The 17,721-nt window shown below is 70.9% G+C and carries 16 protein-coding genes; 10 read left to right on the forward strand and 6 right to left on the reverse strand.

Annotation, left to right across the window (positions count from 1 at the left end; genetic code table 11):
• The first annotated feature begins 82 nt into the window (after window positions 1-82).
• Together L6E10_RS01435 and L6E10_RS01440 are read left to right on the forward strand one after the other, a co-directional pair.
• Entirely contained in the window at window positions 83-1,435 is a 1,353-nt protein-coding gene (locus L6E10_RS01435) for a serine/threonine-protein kinase (protein WP_236216011.1), read from the forward strand.
• Between the two features lie 157 nt (window positions 1,436-1,592).
• A complete protein-coding gene (locus tag L6E10_RS01440; protein WP_236216013.1) occupies window positions 1,593-3,197 on the forward strand; it encodes a serine/threonine-protein kinase in 1,605 nt (534 codons plus the stop codon).
• 12 nt (window positions 3,198-3,209) lie between these two features.
• On the opposite strand, the gene L6E10_RS01445 is transcribed toward L6E10_RS01440, so the two are convergent.
• Window positions 3,210-4,112 (reverse strand): LysR family transcriptional regulator, encoded by a 903-nt coding sequence (locus L6E10_RS01445; protein WP_236216015.1) that lies wholly within the window; start codon window positions 4,110-4,112, stop codon window positions 3,210-3,212.
• A gap of 81 nt (window positions 4,113-4,193) precedes the next feature.
• On the opposite strand from L6E10_RS01445, the gene L6E10_RS01450 reads away from it, so the two are divergent.
• The 3 genes from L6E10_RS01450 (at window position 4,194) to L6E10_RS01460 (ending at window position 7,172) form a co-directional block, all read left to right on the forward strand.
• Window positions 4,194-5,120 (forward strand): DMT family transporter, encoded by a 927-nt coding sequence (locus tag L6E10_RS01450; protein ID WP_236216017.1) that lies wholly within the window; start codon window positions 4,194-4,196, stop codon window positions 5,118-5,120.
• Between the two features lie 121 nt (window positions 5,121-5,241).
• Window positions 5,242-5,661 (forward strand): SsgA family sporulation/cell division regulator, encoded by a 420-nt coding sequence (locus L6E10_RS01455; protein WP_236216019.1) that lies wholly within the window; start codon window positions 5,242-5,244, stop codon window positions 5,659-5,661.
• Between the two features lie 224 nt (window positions 5,662-5,885).
• The gene (locus tag L6E10_RS01460) at window positions 5,886-7,172 is read left to right on the forward strand and encodes a serine/threonine-protein kinase (protein ID WP_308102646.1); all 1,287 of its coding nucleotides are present in this window, start codon (window positions 5,886-5,888) and stop codon (window positions 7,170-7,172) included.
• Here L6E10_RS01460 and L6E10_RS01465 read toward each other — a convergent pair.
• From L6E10_RS01465 to L6E10_RS01475, 3 genes are read right to left on the reverse strand one after another with little or no spacing between them, the layout of a single operon-like run.
• The gene (locus L6E10_RS01465; RefSeq protein WP_240009858.1) at window positions 7,165-7,746 is read right to left on the reverse strand and encodes a phosphatase PAP2 family protein; all 582 of its coding nucleotides are present in this window, start codon (window positions 7,744-7,746) and stop codon (window positions 7,165-7,167) included. The two genes, L6E10_RS01460 and L6E10_RS01465, sit on opposite strands and share 8 nt — an antisense overlap.
• A 5-nt stretch (window positions 7,747-7,751) precedes the next feature.
• The gene (locus L6E10_RS01470) at window positions 7,752-8,402 is read right to left on the reverse strand and encodes a response regulator transcription factor (protein WP_236216021.1); all 651 of its coding nucleotides are present in this window, start codon (window positions 8,400-8,402) and stop codon (window positions 7,752-7,754) included.
• The gene (locus tag L6E10_RS01475) at window positions 8,399-9,568 is read right to left on the reverse strand and encodes a PspC domain-containing protein (RefSeq protein ID WP_236216173.1); all 1,170 of its coding nucleotides are present in this window, start codon (window positions 9,566-9,568) and stop codon (window positions 8,399-8,401) included. Before L6E10_RS01475 ends, L6E10_RS01470 begins: the two co-directional genes overlap by 4 nt.
• 132 nt (window positions 9,569-9,700) lie before the next feature.
• Here L6E10_RS01475 and L6E10_RS01480 point away from each other — a divergent pair, with 132 nt between their 5' ends.
• From L6E10_RS01480 to L6E10_RS01490, 3 genes are all read left to right on the forward strand, one after another.
• Entirely contained in the window at window positions 9,701-10,873 is a 1,173-nt protein-coding gene (locus tag L6E10_RS01480; protein WP_236216023.1) for a PspC domain-containing protein, read from the forward strand.
• Window positions 10,866-11,060, forward strand: a complete 195-nt coding sequence (locus L6E10_RS01485) for a hypothetical protein (protein ID WP_236216025.1) — start codon at window positions 10,866-10,868, stop codon at window positions 11,058-11,060. Before L6E10_RS01480 ends, L6E10_RS01485 begins: the two co-directional genes overlap by 8 nt.
• 402 nt (window positions 11,061-11,462) lie before the next feature.
• Window positions 11,463-12,608 carry a hypothetical protein gene (locus L6E10_RS01490; protein ID WP_236216027.1) on the forward strand — a complete coding sequence of 382 codons (1,146 nt, stop codon included), beginning with the start codon at window positions 11,463-11,465 and terminating at the stop codon, window positions 12,606-12,608.
• A 41-nt stretch (window positions 12,609-12,649) separates the two neighbouring features.
• On the opposite strand, the gene guaA is transcribed toward L6E10_RS01490, so the two are convergent.
• Window positions 12,650-14,209 (reverse strand): glutamine-hydrolyzing GMP synthase, encoded by a 1,560-nt coding sequence (gene guaA, locus L6E10_RS01495; RefSeq protein WP_236216029.1) that lies wholly within the window; start codon window positions 14,207-14,209, stop codon window positions 12,650-12,652.
• Between the two features lie 19 nt (window positions 14,210-14,228).
• Here guaA and L6E10_RS40645 point away from each other — a divergent pair, with 19 nt between their 5' ends.
• Window positions 14,229-14,897: an aminoglycoside phosphotransferase family protein gene (locus L6E10_RS40645; RefSeq protein WP_236216031.1), complete on the forward strand. Its 669-nt coding sequence runs from the start codon at window positions 14,229-14,231 to the stop codon at window positions 14,895-14,897.
• Between the two features lie 9 nt (window positions 14,898-14,906).
• Window positions 14,907-16,352, forward strand: coding sequence for an aldehyde dehydrogenase family protein (locus tag L6E10_RS01505; protein ID WP_236216033.1), 1,446 nt, complete (start codon window positions 14,907-14,909; stop codon window positions 16,350-16,352).
• Here L6E10_RS01505 and L6E10_RS01510 read toward each other — a convergent pair.
• On the reverse strand, window positions 16,349-17,704 hold the full coding sequence (locus L6E10_RS01510) for an FAD-binding oxidoreductase (RefSeq protein WP_236216035.1): 1,356 nt from the start codon (window positions 17,702-17,704) through the stop codon (window positions 16,349-16,351). The genes L6E10_RS01505 and L6E10_RS01510 overlap by 4 nt on opposite strands.
• Between the last annotated feature and the right edge of the window lie 17 nt (window positions 17,705-17,721).

The following is a 17,721-nucleotide window of genomic DNA, read 5'->3' on the forward strand; positions in this document are numbered from 1 at the left end:
CTGACTACCGCACGAGGAGCACGAGCGTGGGATCTGCTGCCGCAGCCGCCTTCACGCTGTCGAGCACCGGCTTGGCGGTCTCGTGACCACGTCCGACACCTCGGACGGCCGCCTGATCGCCGACCGCTACCGCTTCCTCGACCGCATCGGCTCCGGTGCGATGGGCATCGTCTGGCGCGCCCACGACGAACGCCTCGGCCGCGAGGTGGCGATCAAGCAGCTGCTGCTGGCGCCCGGTCTCGACGAGACCGAGCAGGACGAGGCCATCCAGCGCGCCATGCGCGAGGGCCGCATCGCCGCGAAGCTGCACCACCCGAACGCCATCGCCGTGTACGACGTCGTCGAGGAAGACGGCGTCCCGTGCCTGGTCATGGAGTACCTGCCGTCCTACAGCCTCGCCGACGCGCTGGCCGAGGGCGGGCCGATGGACCCGGTCGAGGTCGCGAGCATCGGCACCCAGTGCGCGGCGGCGCTGGCCGCGGCGCACGCGGCCGGGATCGTCCACCGCGACGTGAAGCCCGGCAACGTGCTGATCGCCGAGAACGGCGTCGTCAAGATCACCGACTTCGGCATCTCCCGCGCGTCCGACGACATCACGGTCACCAAGACCGGCCTGATCGCCGGCACGCCCGCGTACCTCGCGCCGGAGATCGCACGGGGCCAGGACCCGACGCCGGCCTCGGACGTCTACTCGCTCGGTTCGACGCTGTTCGCCGCGATGGAGGGCGAACCGCCCTACGGAGTGAGCGAGAACACCCTCGGTGTTCTGCACGCCGTCGCGGCCGGGCGGATCAACCCGCCGACGGTGGACCACCCGCTGGCCGACACGCTGCTGTACCTGTTGAACTTCGAGCCGGACGACCGGCCGACGATGTCGCAGGCGCGCGAGCTGCTCAACGCCGTCGCCCACGGGATGGCGCCGTCGTTCAGCGGTCTGCCGGTCCCGGTCGACGGTCCTGATCCGACGACGGTCGTGGAGCCGGACCGGACCCGGGTCGTCCGCCCGGTGGCCGCGCCGGTGCGCACCTCGCCGCCCCGCACGGCCCCTCCGATGGTTCCCGTCGGCCGGCCGGGCCCGGACAACAGGCCGCTGATGATCGCCGCGGTGGTGCTGGCACTGCTGCTGGTGATCGGTGGCCTGATGGTCGTGCTGGGCGTGTTCAGCAAGGAGCAGGGCAGGGCGCCGTCCGCGCCGCCGGTGAGCTCTTCCTCGGTGGTGCCCACGACCACGGAGGGCCTGCAGCCCGTGGTGACCACCACCACGGCCCAGGCAACCACGACGCAGGAAACGACGTCTGCTCAGAGGACGACTACTACTACGACCACCACTACGACGACGACCACGACGACTACGACAACAACGACGACGACCACGACGACGACCACGACAAGGCCGCCGGTGAGTTCGAGCGTCCCGCCGCCTCCGGCGGGCTGAGCGTCGTTGCGCCGTAGAAATCTCGTAAGGTGGGTACCCGCACCGATGGGTGATCTGAACCCGAAGGTGTGACCAGCCGTTGAACAGAGAGCAAGTGACCGCACAGCGGGGAGCAACTGTGACCGACGATGGCCGATTGGTCGCTGGTCGCTACCGATTGAGCCAGCGGATCGGCAGCGGCGCCATGGGCGTCGTCTGGACGGCACACGACGAACGCCTGCACCGCACCGTCGCGGTCAAGCAACTCCTCCTGCAGCCCGGACTCGCCGAATCCGACACGGACGAGGCGAAGCGACGGGCCATGCGCGAGGGGCGGATCGCCGCGCGTCTTCAGCACCCGCACGCGGTCGCCGTGTACGACGTGGCCGAGGACGACAGCCAGCCGTGGCTCGTGATGGAGTACCTGCCGTCCAAGAGCCTCTCGGCGGTGCTGTCCGAACGCGGCACGCTCCCGCCCCGCGACGTGGCCTCGATCGGCATGCAGGTGGCCTCCGCGCTCGCCGCCGCGCACAACGCGGGCATCGTGCACCGGGACATCAAGCCCGGCAACGTGCTCCTCGGCGACGACGGCACCGTCAAGATCACCGACTTCGGCATCTCCCGCGCGACCGGTGACGTGACCGTCACCGCGACGGGCATGCTCGCGGGCACCCCGGCCTACCTCGCCCCCGAGGTGGCCAAGGGCTACGACCCCGGCTCGCCGTCCGACGTGTTCTCCCTCGGCTCCACGTTGTACGCGGCGATCGAGGGCGAGCCGCCGTTCGGCCTGAGCGAGAACACCATCGCGCTGCTGCACAAGGTCGCGTCCGGCAAGGTCAACCCGCCGCGCAACGCCGGCCCGCTGACGGCGTTGCTGATGCGCCTGCTCAGAGCGGAGCCGGAGGACCGGCCGACCATGGCCGAGGCCCGCGACGCGCTCGCCGCCGTCGCGAACGGCCAGGCCACCCCCGCCTTCACGCCCGCCGTGGTCGCACCGACCCACCCGCCGTCGTGGCGCGGTGCCCCGGTGCAGCAGCCGCAGCAGCAGGCCGCCACGCGGGCCCTCCCGCCGCAGCACGCCCAGCCGACCCCACCGCCGCCCAACGCGACGCGGGTGGACCTGCACACGCCGGCGCGGGCCGTTCCCACGCAGCAGCAGCCGTCGAACCACCGCCCGGCCGCCGCGCCCCAGTACTCGCAGCGTCCGAAGCCCGCACGGCCCTCGTCGCCGTCGTCGGCGACGAAGAGCAGGAAGTCGACCGTCTACACCGCACTCGCCATCGTGGCGGCGGCGGTCATCGGCATCATGTTCGCGAGCATGATCTCGAACGGCAGCGGCGGCGGCGGCCAGAACAACAACGCGGGCGCGAGCACCTCGACCCAGCAGACCCAGGGCAACGACCCGACGGAGCAGTCGACGCCGCCCAAGTCGTCGGGCAAGGCCGGCCAGTGGACGGAGACCCCGACCGACGGGGACAAGAAGACCCTGCTCGAGGACTACTTCGAGCTCGCCCCGAAGAAGCCGGACGAGGCCTGGGCGATGGGCAACGGCAACTTCCAGGGCCAGTACCCCGGCGGCATGGACGGTTTCCGGACGTTCTGGGGCGGCATCAAGAAGAGCAAGGTCACCAGCGTCGAGGAGCGCCAGCCCTACTACTTCGTGGTGACCCTGGAAGTCGAGAAGAAGGACGGCTCGAAGTCGTCCATGCAGCGCCAGGTCTCGCTGGAGTGGCGCTCGCCGAACTTCCTGCTGAGCTACGACAAGCCGTTCGGCAGCGCCTAGGGGTCGCGCGGGTCAGCTGGCCCGCGCCGCCTTCTCGAGCGCTTCCGCCAGGCTGATCACGGCGGGGTTCCACGCGGCGTCCTCGCGGTAGACGACGTGGATGTGCCGCACCGGCTCGGGATTGCGCACCTTGCGCAGCACGACGCCCGGATGCGCGTAGCCGAGGCCGAGCCGCGGGATGATCGTGACGCCGAGCCCGGCCGCCACGAAGCCCTGGGCGGTGGCGTAGTCGTTGCTCTCCACGGCGATCTTGGGCGCGAACCCGGCTCCCGCGCACGCGTTCGTGACGAGGGTCGCGCACGGTCCGGTGGCGCCGCAGTCCGCGTTGATCCACGGCTCGTCGGCCAGTTCGCCGAGGTCGAGCACGCGCTTGCGGGCCAGGGCGTGGCCTCGTGGCAGCACGGCGTAGAACGGGTCCGCGAGCAGGTGGCGGGCGACCACGCCCTCCGGCGCCGGGTCGCCGGGTTCGAGGACGGTGATCGCCACGTCGGCGCGGCCCGCGGCGAGCTCCTCGAACGGGTCGTAGGGCTCGGTGAGCTTCAGGTCGAGCTCGACGCCCGACCGCTCCGCCCGGAACGTCGCCACCGCGGGCGGCACGAGCGCCGCTCCCGCCGTCGCGAAGTAGCGGACGCGCAGCGTGCCGGCGCAGCCGTTGCGCAACGCCGTGAGGGCGCTCTCGGCCTCGGCCAGCTGCTCGGCGAGCCGCCCGGCGTGATCGGTGAGCAGGCGACCGGCGGCGGTCGGCCGCACACCCCTGCCGACGCGTTCGAGCAGCGGCAGGCCCGCCTGCTTCTCCAGGCCCGCGACCTGCTGCGAGATGGCGGAGGGCGTGTAGCCGAGGTTGGTCGCGGCCGCGGTGATGGAACCCGTGGTCACGACCGCTCGGAGCACCTGCATGCGTCGCACGTCCAGCATGCCTCGACCGTACAGCGCCGCTTAAAGGTTTCCCACAACAATTAAATTGTTTTCACGCGTGCCCAGGCGCAAGGTGGACCCGTGAACCAACGCGGAACGTTGATCAGGATGGGCGTGCTCGCCCTGCTGTGGGGATCCAGCTTCCTGTGGATGAAGCTCGCGCTCGGCAGCCTGGCCCCCTTGCAGATCTCGCTCGTGCGGACGTTCTTCGGAGCGGTGGTGCTGTTCGTCGTGCTCGCCACGGCGAGGATGACGCTGCCCCGTGAGCGCGGGATCTGGGCGCACATGCTGTTCGTGGCCTTCTTCGGCAGCGCCGTGCCGTTCACGCTCTTCGCGTTCGGCGGCCAGACCGTCGACTCGGGCGTCTCCGGGGTGCTCAACTCCACGACGCCTCTCTTCGCGCTGGCCATCGGTCTCGTGCTCGGCAGCGAGAAGATCAGCAACGTGGTTCGCCTGCTCGGTCTCGTGCTCGGTTTCGGCGGCGTGCTGCTGATCTTCGCGCCGTGGCAGTCGGCCAACAGCATCGCGAGCTGGGGCGCGGTGCTCTGCCTCATCGGCGCCGCGAGCTACGCCGTCGGCTACTCCTACGCCGGCCGCTTCCTGGTCGGCACCGGCGCCACCTCGACCCAGCTCGCCGCCATGCAGCTGACGACCGCGATGGGGATGCTGCTGCTCGCCCTGCCGTTCGGCGGCCTGCAGCCCCTGCACCTGCACTGGGTGGGCATCGTCGCCGTCACGGTCCTGGGCGTTCTGGGCACCGGCGTCGCGTTCATCCTCAACTACCGCGTCATCGCCGACGAGGGCGCCACGACGGCGACCACCGTCGGCTACCTCTTGCCCGTCGTCTCCGTGCTCCTCGGAGCGGTCTTCCTCGGCGAGGAGCTCAACGCGAGGGTCGTCATCGGCATGCTGGTCGTGCTCGTGGGCGTCGCGCTGACCCGCCGCAAGCCCGTCTCGACCGGCCAGGCCATCTCACCAAACGAGACACACGACCTGGTCAAACGCTGACCGGTGAGACGCACGTCTCCCCCAATAGGATGGATCCGAGACGAATCGCGTCCTTATCGGGCTGCTCAGCCGTCTCCTCTTTGTAAGCGGAGTTGGAGAACAGCCCGAGAAGGACATCGACATGAACAACGGAAACCTGAAGGTCACCACGCGGACGACTTTTCATCTCCTCGCCCCCGGAGCGGCTCCCGCGCCGGTCGAGGCCGAGCTCGTCTACGACCCGGAGGACCCCTACGCGGTCGCCGTCCTCTTCTTCACCGGCTCCGGCCGCGTGGAGTGGATGTTCGCCCGCGACCTGCTGGCCGACGGCCTGCTGACGCCGTCCGGTGAGGGCGACATCCTCGTCCGGCCCGCCTCCGACGACCCGGAGCGCGTCCTGGTCGAGCTGAACGCGCCGACGGGGTTCGCCATCCTCAGCGCCGTCGCCGAGGACGTGGCGGAGTTCCTGGACGCCTCCTACGACGTCGTGCAGCCGGGCGAGGAGGACCTCTGGATCGACTTCGACCGGGAGCTGCAGAAGCTGGTCTCGACGATCGACTAGGACCGGCAGGGGTTCGCGGTGGTCACAAGGGCGCGGGACGAGGTGCCGGCACGCGGGGCAGCGTGGCCGACCAGCTCGTCGCGGGAGACCACCGGTGAACGGCGAGATCACCGAGGAAGTCCCGGAACAGGGTCCCCACCGGTGGACCGGCTCGGTGCGGTCCGCACCACCCCGTGAACGGGGAACCGCGGATGCTCGTCTGTGCGATTGATTAGTCTCACGGTGTGACAACCATCGGGGGCCGCTACACGCTGCTCGAGCGCATCGGCAGCGGGGCGATGGGGGTGGTCTGGCGAGCACGCGACGAGGTGCTGGCCCGCGAGGTAGCGGTCAAACAGCTCGTCACGGGCGACCAGCAGCGCGCGATGCGGGAGGCCCGCAACGCCGCCCGGCTGCACCACCAGCACGCGATCGCGGTGTTCGACGTCGTGGCGAGCGACGGCGAGGAGCCGTGGATCGTCATGGAGTACCTGGCCTCGCAGAGCCTGTCGGCGCTGATCGCCGAGCGGGGACCGCTCAAGCCGGCCCAGGCAGCGAGCATCGGCGCGAAGGTCGCCTCCGCGCTGGCGGCGGCGCACGCCGCCGGTCTGGTCCACCGCGACATCAAGCCCGGCAACGTCCTGATCGGCCACGACGGCACGGTCAAGATCACCGACTTCGGCATCTCCAAGGCGACCGGCGACGGCACGATGACCGACACCGGCGTGATCTCGGGTACGCCCGCGTACCTCGCGCCCGAGGTGGCCCGCGGTGAGCAGCCCGGCGAGGCCTCCGACGTGTTCTCGCTCGGCGCCACGATCTACACGGCCATCGAGGGCGAGTCCGTCTTCGGGCCCAGCGACAACAGCTTCGGCCTCCTCTACCGCGCCGCCAGCGGCCAGCTCCGCGATCCCGAGAACGCGGGTGAGCTGACGCCGTTGCTGTTGCGGCTGCTCTCCCAGGACCCGAAGGACCGGCCCACCGCGCAGGAGGCGGCCGACCTGCTGGCCGCCGAGCCGCAGCCGTCGCAGCCGCTGGTGATCCCGAAGCCCGAACGCGCGCTCAAGCCGCCGAACCGGCGCATCCTGGTCATCCTCGCGATCATCGGGGTCCTCGCGGTCGGCGGTGGCGCGGCCGCCGCGTACTGGAGCGGCACGGACGGAGGCGTGAGCCCGGTCAACGCGGACTTCCCGGACGGCGCGCAGGCCAGGTACGTCGTCTTCTCCGCCGACCAGGCGAACGACTTCGTGCAGGCCCACTACCGGTTGCTGCCCGCGAACGCCGAGAAGGCGTGGGAGAACCTGAGGGGCAACGCGGCCGAGCCGAGGGGCGACTACCTGAAGCGGTGGAGCGCCTACTCGAAGGTGGACATCGCGGGTCCCGGCACCGTCCGGTCGGAGGGCGTGAACTGGATGGTCAGCATCGGCCTGATCACCACGAAGAACAACGTCACCGAGACCGGCACGTACGACATCGAGGTCGGCAACGTGAACAACGAGATGAAGATCGTCAGCTCGCGACGGGTCAGCTGAGCAGCCAGAAGCTGCCGCCACCCACGACCACGCCCATCACCGACCCCGCCAGCACCTGCGCCGTCGTGTGGTCACCCAGCTCGACCCGCGACCACGCCACCAGCGCGGCGGGCAGCGCGAGCAGCAGCCACCACGGTCCGTGGACGATCGTCAGCGTCACCACGGCCGCCCACGCCACGGCGGCGTGCAGCGAGATCTTCCACCGCAGCCCGAACGTGATCGCGATGGTGACGACCAGCGACGCGACCATGCTGCCCGCGAGCGCCAGCACCGACCGGGGCGCACCGCCCAGGACCATGACCACCGTGCCGGCCGTCAGCGACGCACCGGCCGTGATCAGCGGGACCACCCTGCCCTCGCGGTTCGTGACGTGGTGGCCGTCCCACCTCCCCTTGCGGGCGCCACGCACGATGACGGCCATCGGGATGATGGACGCCGTCACGGCGACCACGCACCCCCACAGCAGCGTCTTCCAGAAGCTCTCGGTCGCGGCCGCCACCACGAACGGCAGCAGGACCACCCAGACCCACGGCGCGAGCACCTCGGTGGCGCCGCGGGCGACCTTCCCGATCAAGTCCCTCAGACCAGTCTGCGGTCGGTGGCCCAGCGGGAGAGCTCGTAGCGGTTGGAGAGCTGCGTCTTGCGCAGGACGCTCGACACGTGCGTCTCGACCGTCTTCACGCTGATGAACAGCTCGGACGCGATCTCCTTGTAGGCGTAGCCGCGGGCGAGCAGCCGCAGGACGTCCCGCTCGCGCGGCGTCAGCAGGTCGAGCTCGGGATCGCTGATCGGCGCGGCTCCCGGCCGGTCGGCGAACGCGTCCAGCACGAACCCGGCCAGTCGCGGCGAGAACACCGCGTCGCCCTCCGAGACCCGCACGACGGCCCTGACCAGCTCCTGGCTGGAGATCGTCTTCGTCACGTAGCCCCTGGCACCGGCGCGGATGACGTTGATGACGTCCTCGGCGGCGTCGGAGACCGACAGCGCGAGGAACGTGACCTCGGGGATCTTCGTGCGGATCTGGCGCAGCACCTCGGCGCCGCCGCCGTCGGGCATGTGCACGTCGAGCAGGACGACGTCCGGCCTGTGGTGCGCGATGCCGGCCACGGCCTCGCCGACGCTGCCCGCCTCGCCGACGACCTCGACCTCCGCGGTGATCGAGTCGAGCTCCGCCCGCACCCCCGCGCGGAACAACGCGTGGTCGTCCACCAGGAACACCCTCACGCTCACGTCCTGGCCTCCTGCTTCCTCGGCATCTCGAGCTGCACCTCGGTCCCCTCTCCCGGAGCCGTGCGCAGTCGCACCTCCCCGCCGTGCCTCGTCATTCTCCCCCGGATGCTGCCCGCGAGGCCATGCCGGTCCTCCGGGACGGTGTCGGGGTCGAACCCCTTGCCCCGATCGCGCACGAACACCGTGACCTTCTCCGGCTCGACCTCGGCGTACAGGCTCACCTCGCCCACCCCCGCGTGCTTGGCGGCGTTGACCATCGCCTCCTTCGACGCCTGGACGAGCGCGAACATGCCGTCCTCCAGCTCGCAGTCCCCGACCACGACCTGCGAGACGGCGATGGCGAAGCCGTCCTCCACCTCCGCGCACACCTGGGCGATCGCGACGCTGATGGAGTGCGGCTGCTCGCCGACCTCGCGGCCGTAGAGCCAGCTGCGCAGCTCCCGTTCCTGGCTGCGGGCCAGGCGCTTGACCTCGCGCGACGATTCGGACTGCTTCTGGATCAGGGCCAGGGTCTGCAGCACGGAGTCGTGCAGGTGGGCGGCGATCTCGGCGCGTTCCTCGGTGCGGATGCGCGCCCGGCGCTCCGAGTCGAGGTCGCGCACCAGGCGCATCCACAGCGGCACGGTCAGCACCGCCACGCCGGCCAGCGTGGCGACCACGGAGAGCACGACGGTCGAGAGGTTCGCGACGGAGTCGTTCACCACGAGGAACGCGGCGACCCCCGCCACGACCAGCGCGCCTCCCGCCACCGTCCGCACGATCCCCGTCTTCCCCTGCGAGAACGCACCGTCCCGCCAGCGGCGCCGCTGCGCCTCGTCGGCCTCGCGCCACACGACCGCGGCGCCGATGAGCGCCACGGCGATCGGCCCGGTGATCCACCCGCTCCACGCTCCCCCGAGCAGGCCGGTGAACACCGCGACGCCGACGCCGAGAGCCGCGAGGCCGACGGCCTGCTGCCACTCCTTGCGGTCGGTGTCGGTCTCCGGCTCCGCCACCGCCGACTGCGGGACGAACATCCAGAGCAACCCGTAGGCGATGATGCCGACCCCGCTGAACGCGGCGAAGACGGCGAACACCGCGCGCACCCAGAAGACGGGGGCACCGAGGTGGTCCGCCAGTCCACCGGCCACGCCCGCGACCACCCGGCCGGTGCGTCGACGCCGCATCGGCTCGATCAGTGCACTCACCACCTGATCGTCACACGTCCCGGTCCGCGGTTCATCAGGGATGACCCCGGTTCCCTGGTTCAGGGCTGGTCCCTGATGTGGTGGCGGGGCGGAAAGCGCAACCTTGACGTCGTGAGCGGGACTGAGAAGGCAATGCAGGGCGTGGCGGACACGCTCAGGGAGTTCTGGGCCCACCGTCCGGTGCGGCCCCGCGCAGGACGCAAGCTCGGCGGCGTGGCCACCGGCATCGCCCTGCGCTACCGGATCGACCCGGTGATCGTGCGGATCGCGTTCGTCGCGCTCGCGTTGTCCGGTGGTGTCGGTCTGCCGATGTACCTCGCCGGCTGGCTGCTGCTGCCGGAGGAGGGCGACCAGGTGTCGCCGCTCGAGGCGTTGGTCAACAAGGGCCACAGCTCGGTGTCGCAGGGCCAGACCGTGCTGCTGGGCGTCCTCATGTTCCCCGCGCTCGCGTTCACGTTCGGCAGCGGCGGGTTCCAGGTCTTCGCGACGATCGCGGCCTCGGTGGCCTGCATCTACCTGCTGCAGAAGAACCGCGGGCACCTGCAGCCGGCCGCGACGATCGCCGAACCGCCGCTGACACCCCCGGTGCCGGGCGCACCGGCCTGGGACCCGCTGGGCGCCGCGCCGTTCGCGTGGGACCTGCCGGAACCGGCACCGAAGCCGCAGCCGCCGGCACCCCGTCCGCGCAAGCCGCGCGTGGCCGGTGTGACGCTCGGCGTGGCGACGCTGGTGGTGGCCGCGTCCGCGATCGCCGGGGCGTGGGTGCCGTGGTTCACCGTGGCGCACGTGATCGGCCTGGCCATCGCGGTGCTGGCCGCGGGCCTGCTGGTCGGCGCGTTCGCCGGCGGCGGCCGCAGCCTGATCTGGCTGCTCGTCCCGCTGTCCGTCGTCGGCTTCGGCCTGACGGCGGTCGACTTCGACGGCCGGCCCGGTGTCGGCGACCTCAAGGTGACCCCGCAGAACATCAGCGAGGTCAAGGAGCGGTACGAGCTCGGCGTCGGCAGCGTGATGATCGACCTGCGGCAGCTCCCGGACTCCGGTTCGGTGAGGACCGCCGTCGAGTCGGACCTCGGCGACATGACCGTGCACGTGGCGAAGAACGCCGACGTGACGTTCCACTGCGAGGCGTCCTCCATCGGCGACCTCGACTGCCTCGGCAGGACGGCCGACGGCGGCAACGTGCAGGTCGAAGGCGTCGACCTGGGCGGCGACGGCGAGGGTGGACTGAAGATCGACCTGGACGTTCGGGCGAACGTCGGAGAGGTGCGGGTGCTCCGTGACTGACCAGCAACCGGTGATGCGCAGGCGGATCGACCCGCTGGGCCTCGTGTTCGGGATCGGCGGTGGGCTGATGGCGGCCTACGTGCTGACCAACGGCACTTTCTGGTTCGACCTCAGGTGGGCGTTGGGGGGAACGGCCATCGTGGTCGGCGTGGTCCTGCTGACGAACTCGTTGAGGCGCAAGAACTGAAAGGCGAAGGCCCCCGGTGTCCCGGGGGCCTTCTCACTTTCGGGTGACTGTCGAGCGGATCCCCCTTTCGCCCTTCGCGGCGGCACCTACTGTCCTGTCGGTCCGCCGTTTGCGAAGAGGGAGCCCATGGTCGGTGGAGACGGCGATCCGGAACCGGTGACTCCGCTCGACGGAGGGCACTGCTGACTGCGAAAGACGCACTTCTCGCGGAACGTGAAACGCGCCCCATTTCCGAAGCCCGGCAACGCCAAGCGCTACAACGAGGCGTTTCTCGGTGCGCTCCCGGTTCCTCGCGATGACGAGCGTTGGCGCACCTCGGCGAGGAACAGTTGCTGACCACAAGCCGAGAACTGGCCTCTTCGAGGTAGCCGGCTTGCAGAGGGTCGGCGAAGGAGGTGTCTGGTGAGCAGCCCATCAGTCGACGACTACCGCGAACTCGCCGACAGCCTCCACCCGCTGGCCGTCCAGCAGTACCTCGCCGCCAACGACTGGCAGCTCGAAACGCAGGTTCCCCAGGTCCGCCAGGTCTGGCGCCTGAACGACGAGGCGAGGGTCATGCTCCCGCTGGCCACCGACTTCGTCGACTTCGCCCAGCGCTTCCGCGACACCCTCAGGACCCTGGCCACCGTTTACGACTGGGACCCCGGACGCCTGGCCGAGAAGATCACCGCCACCCGCGCCGACCTCTTCTTCGTCCGGTTCGACCAGGTCATGGTCGACGGCACCCTTCCGTTCAAGCAGGCCGAGAAGGCTCTGGACGGTCTCTTCAAGATGATGAAGGCCGCCGCGACCTCGGCTGACGATCCGACGCACTCCCACCGCGGGCGCCGCTCCAGCACGGTGACCGACTTCCTCGACGAGGACATCCGCCTGGGGCACACGAAGCGCGGCAGCTTCGTCTTCACGGTCGTGACGCGGCTCGGAGATCCTCCGCCTGATCGCGACGACGGCACCCGTGCGACCCCGTTCCCACGGCAGGTGATGGAAACGCTGGCCACAGGTTTGCACGCGGCCAGGGACCTGTCGTTGAACTGGAATGCTCTCGCCGTCGAACGCGCCGCTGAACGCGGCCTCAGCGCGAACCTCGTCGAGTCGCTCCAAGACCTGACGGAGTCGGACTCGCTGCGTGAGCTCGACCTGTCCTTCGACTGGGCGGCCGGTGAACCTCGGCCGGACGTTCCCGCCTCGCGCATAGTGGTCGACCGCGACGCGATGGCCGGCCTGCCACGTGTTCGAGAACGCCTGGTCCGGCGTGAAGAGCCGCCGCGCACGGAAACCGTCGTCGGCCAGGTCCGGTCGCTCACCCGTGAGGAGTCCGGCGGGGACGACGAGGACGAAACCACGATCGTTCTGAGCGCCGAGGTCCGCGGACGAACCCGGAAGATCCACGTCGTCCTGGGCGGATCGGACTACGACTGGGCGATCTTCGCCCACCGGAGCAAGCTGCCGTTCACGGTCACGGGCAACCTGGTCTTCGAACGCGGCGCCTGGCGCCTGACCGGTCCGGTGATGGTCGACTCCAGCTTCCTGCAGCACCAGCAGCGCTGAAAGGCGAAGGCCCCCGGTGTCCCGGGGGCCTTCTCACGTCCCTACTCCCACTCGATGGTGCCCGGCGGCTTGGACGTCACGTCCAGCACCACGCGGTTGACCTCGGCCACCTCGTTGGTGATCCGGGTCGAGATCCGCTCCAGCACCTCGTACGGCAGGCGGGTCCAGTCCGCGGTCATCGCGTCCTCGGACGAGACGGGGCGCAGCACGATCGGGTGACCGTAGGTGCGGCCGTCGCCCTGGACGCCGACGCTGCGGACGTCCGCGAGCAGCACGACCGGGCACTGCCAGATGGAGCGGTCCAGCCCTGCGGCCGTCAGCTCCTCGCGCGCGATGGCGTCGGCCTGGCGCAGGGTGTCGAGGCGGTCCTGGGTGACCTCGCCGATGATGCGGATGCCGAGGCCCGGACCGGGGAACGGCTGGCGCTGCACGATCGTCTCGGGCAGGCCGAGCTCGGTGCCTACGCGGCGGACCTCGTCCTTGAACAGCGCGCGCAGCGGCTCGACCAGTTCGAACTGCAGGTCGTCCGGCAGGCCGCCGACGTTGTGGTGCGACTTGATGTTCGCGGTGCCCGCGCCGCCGCCGGACTCGACGACGTCCGGGTAGAGCGTGCCCTGGACGAGGAAGCGGTAGTCGCCCTCGGCCTTGAGGTCGCGCTCGGCCTGCTCGAAGACGCGGATGAACTCGCGGCCGATGATCTTGCGCTTCTCCTCCGGGTCCGTGACGCCGGCCAGGGCGTTGAGGAAGCGCTCGCGGGCGTCGACGGTCACGAGGTTGATGCCCGTGGCGGCGACGTAGTCGCGCTCGACCTGGGCGCGCTCGCCGGCGCGCAGCAGGCCGTGGTCGACGAAGACGCAGGTCAGGCGGTCGCCGATGGCACGCTGGACCAGGGCCGCGGCCACGGCGGAGTCGACGCCGCCGGACAGGCCGCAGATCGCCTTGCCGTCGCCGATCTGCTCGCGGATCCGCGCGACCTGCTCGTCCACGATGGACGACGTGGTCCACTGCGGACGGATGCCCGCGACGTCGTGCAGGAACCGGCGCAGCACCTCCTGGCCGTGCGGCGAGTGGTGCACCTCCGGGTGGTACTGCACACCGGCGAAGCGGCGCTCGGTGTCCTCGAACGCGGCGACCGGCGCGCCCTCGCTGGTCGCGGTGACGGTGAAGCCCTCGGGCGCCTTGGTGACGGCGTCGCCGTGGCTCATCCACACCGGGTGGCTCGCCGGGAGCTCCTGGTGCAGCGCGCCGCCCTCGGTGGGCACGCTCAGGTCGGTGCGGCCGTACTCGCGGGTGCCGGTGTGGGAGACCTCGCCACCGAGTGCGCGCGCCATCGCCTGGAAGCCGTAGCAGATGCCGAAGACCGGGACGCCGGTCTCGAACAGCTTCGGGTCGACCTGCGGCGCGCCCTCCTCGTAGACGCTCGACGGGCCACCGGACAGCACGATGGCGACGGGGTTCTTGTCGAGGATCTCGCTGACGCCCGCGGTGTGCGGGACCACCTCGGAGTAGACCTGGGCCTCGCGCACGCGGCGGGCGATCAGCTGCGCGTACTGGGCGCCGAAGTCGACGACGAGAACAGGGCGGTTGCTGGTGTCGGACACGCCGCCAAGGATGTCATGCGTGGACGAGGAGCTGCTGACCGGTGGCGGGCTGAACCAGGTGTTCAGGGTGGGTGACGCGGTGCGCAGACCGGCGGGTCCGTGGGCTCCTCGGGTGCACGAGCTGTTGCGGCGCTTGGCACCCCTGGGGATCTCGCCGGTCCCGCTCTCACTCGACGGCGAGCACGAGCTGCTCAGCTACCTGCCCGGTGACGTTGGCCACGTGTTCCCGTCCGACGACGCCTCGCTGGTCGAGTCGGCGCGGATGCTGCGGCGGCTGCACGACGCGACGGCAGGGCTGGTGGACGTGCGCGACGGGTGGCAGCACCCCGCGCGGGAGCCGGTCGAGGTGGTGCTGCACGGTGATTTCGCGCCGTACAACACCGTCTACCGGGACGGCCTGCCGGTCGGCGTCTTCGACTTCGACTCGGCTCATCCGGGGCCGCGCTGGTGGGACGTCAGCTGGGCGGTGGTCCAGTTCGTGCTGGGGCTGCCCCACGACCGCGAACGGCGTACGAGGCTGTTCTGCGAGACCTACGGCATCGAGTACGAGCCGGAGCACGTCCTGGTCCGGCTCGACGACATGGTCCGGACGATCCGGGAGCACCCCGCGTTCGTGCTCCAACGCCGGGAAGGGCATGTCGGCCACTACTTGGATCTCATCAGGTACGTGCAGGCCAATAGGGCCTAACGTGGCCCCATGGACGCGTTCACACCACAACCCCGGCCGTGCTGGGTCGCCGGCCGCCCCGAGCAGGGCGAGCAGGCCCTGGAGGTTCTCCACCCGTTCGACGGCACCGAGGTCGCCTCGGTCGCCGTACCGGGCAGAGACCAGGTGGAACGTGCGGTGGCGGCGGCCGCGGCCGTCGCCGGGGAGTTCCGCCGGACCCCCGCCCACGTGCGGGCCGAGGCGCTGCTGCAGGTCTCGCGGACGCTGGCCGAACGCGCCGAGGAGATCGCCGAGACGATCACCGCCGAGAACGGCAAACCGCTCAAGTGGGCCGAGGTCGAGGTGCAGCGCGCGGTCAACACGTTCCGCTTCGCCGCCGAGGAGGCGCGCCGGTTCACCGGCGGGCTGCAGCGGCTCGACACCGACGCGGGCGGCGTGGGGCGGATGGCGATCGTCCGGCACGTGCCGCGCGGGCCGGTGCTCGCGGTGGCGCCGTTCAACTTCCCGCTGAACCTGGTGGCGCACAAGGTCGCGCCGGCGCTCGCGGTGGGCGCTCCGGTGATCGTGAAACCCGCCTCCGCCACGCCGCTGTCGGCGTTGCTGCTCGGCGAGGTGCTGGCCGAGACCGGCCTGCCCGAGGGCGCGTTCTCGGTCCTGCCCGTGCGCGGCAAGGACATGGACGCGCTGGTGAAGGACGAACGGCTGCCGGTCATCTCCTTCACCGGGTCGACGAAGGTCGGCTGGTCGTTGATGGACGCCGCACCGCGCAAGCACGTCGTGATGGAGCTGGGCTCCAACGCGGCCGCGATCATCTGTCCCGACTGGACGGACCTGGACCACGCGGCGCGGCGCATCGCGACGTTCGGCAACTACCAGGCCGGGCAGTCGTGCATCGCCGTGCAGCGGGTGATCGTGGACCGCTCCCGGGCCGACGAGTTCGTGCCGAAGCTCGTGGAGGCCGTGGGAGCGTTGAAGACCGGCGACCCGCACGACCCCGAGGTCGAGGTCGGGCCACTGATCGACGAGGACAACGCCCGCCGCGTCGAGGAGTGGGTCAACATGGCCACCGACGTCGGCGCGAAGGTGCTCCTCGGCGGCAAGCGGACCGGGGCCACGGTCGAGCCGACGGTGCTCACCGACGTGCCGAAGACCGCCAAGGTGTGGACCGAGGAGATCTTCGGGCCGGTGCTCGTGGTGTCGGTCGCGGACGGCGTCGAGGACGCGTTCGCGCAGGCCAACGACTCGAAGTACGGGCTGCAGGCCGGGGTGTTCACCCGTGACGTGCAGGTGGCGTTCGAGGCCGCGGCCGAGCTGGAGGTCGGTGGCGTCATCATCGGTGACGTGCCGTCCTACCGCGCCGACCAGATGCCCTACGGCGGTGTGAAGGGTTCGGGCACCGGGCGTGAGGGCGTCCGGTCGGCGATGGAGGACTTCACCGAGGAGCGCGTCACCGTGCTGACGGGCATCCAGCTCTAGAGCCCTTGCGGGAACGCCAGCACGCGGTCCGGGTCGTAGCGTCGCGCGACCTTCCTGAGCCGCGCGAGGTTGCGGCCGTAGTAGGCGGTCGGCCAGTCGGGCATCTCCGGGTCGATGTAGTTCACGTACCCGGTGGTGCCCGCGCCGAGCCCGTCCCGCACCTCCGCGACCGCCCGCCGGGCCGCCGCCTCCGTCCTGCCCTCGGCGCCGAAGAAGATCTGGGCGCTGGCCTTCGCGTCGCGGTGCGGGAACGCCGTGGCGTCCGGTGCGACGCGGCCCAGCGCGCCGCCGAAGGAGTCGAAGAGGACCGCGCCGTCGGTCTGCTCCTGCACGAGTTCCGCGACGTGCTGTCCGGACAGGTGGTGGCGCAGCATGCGCGAGGACGCCGCGAACCGGAAGCCGGGACCGGGACCGCCCGCGTAGTAGCGCATCGCCTCCAGGTAGCTCATCTCCTCGACGGTGCGCGTCGCGGGCGGCATCTTGTCCAGCAGCGGCACCAGGTTCTTCTTCGGGCCCACGTACACACCGCCGACACCCGTGACGGCGTCCGGGTTCGCCTCGACCGTGCAGCCCGACCAGAGCTCGTCCGGCGCCCCGTCCATCCACTCCTGCCAGGCGTCGAACGCGTCCGCCGCCGCCCCCGCCGGGTAGGCGAGCCGGAACACCGTCAGATCGGGCGCGGGGTCGGTGCGGAAGGTGAACTCCGTGACGATGCCGAAGTTGCCACCGCCTCCGCCGCGCAACGCCCAGTGGAGGTCGGGTTCGGAGTGCTCCGACGCGGTGCGCAGGCAGCCGTCCGGCGTGACGACCCGCGCACTGACCAGGTGGTCGCTCGTGAGGCCGTACTTGCGGCCGAGCACGCTGATGCCGCCGCCGAGCGTGAGCCCGCCGATGCCGACCGACCGGCACGTGCCCGCGGGCAGCGCCCGGCCCGCGGCGCCGATCGCCTCGTAGACGGGCAGCAGCTGAGCTCCGGCGCCGACCCGCGCGCGGCTGCCGGCGACCGTCACCCCCGACAGCGCGGCCAGGTCGACGACCAGGCCGTTCTCGGGCAGCGAGTAGGCCGCGTAGCTGTGCTTGCCGCTGCGCGCGGCCACCGGGATGCGTTCGTGCGCGGCGAACTCCAGGCACGCCTGCACGTCTTCGACCCGGACGCACCGGGCGATCGCGGCCGGCCTGCGGCCGGCGTAGAGCGTGTTCCACGGCACGCGCAGCTCGTCGTAGCGCGCGTCCTGCGGCAGCACGAGCCGGTCACCCAGCCTCCTGCGCAGCTTCGCCCAGTTCGTGCCGGCCGCCGTGGCCGTCGCGGTGCCCGTTCCCCAGCACGCGGCGGCAAGTGCGGTCCCCTGCAACAGAGTTCTCCTGGTTA

The sequence above is a fragment of the Lentzea sp. CC55 genome, from assembly GCF_021056325.1.
Taxonomy (GTDB): Bacteria; Actinomycetota; Actinomycetes; order Mycobacteriales; family Pseudonocardiaceae; genus Lentzea; species Lentzea jiangxiensis.

Excerpts from the sequence above, each read along its gene's own strand:
- L6E10_RS01445 (WP_236216015.1), bottom strand. The coding sequence starts at position 4,112 with ATGCTGGACGTGCGACGCATGCAGGTGCTCCGAGCGGTCGTGACCACG.
- L6E10_RS01455 (WP_236216019.1), top strand. The coding sequence starts at position 5,242 with ATGAACAACGGAAACCTGAAGGTCACCACGCGGACGACTTTTCATCTC.
- L6E10_RS01475 (WP_236216173.1), bottom strand. The coding sequence starts at position 9,568 with ATGCGGCGTCGACGCACCGGCCGGGTGGTCGCGGGCGTGGCCGGTGGA.
- L6E10_RS01505 (WP_236216033.1), top strand. The coding sequence starts at position 14,907 with ATGGACGCGTTCACACCACAACCCCGGCCGTGCTGGGTCGCCGGCCGC.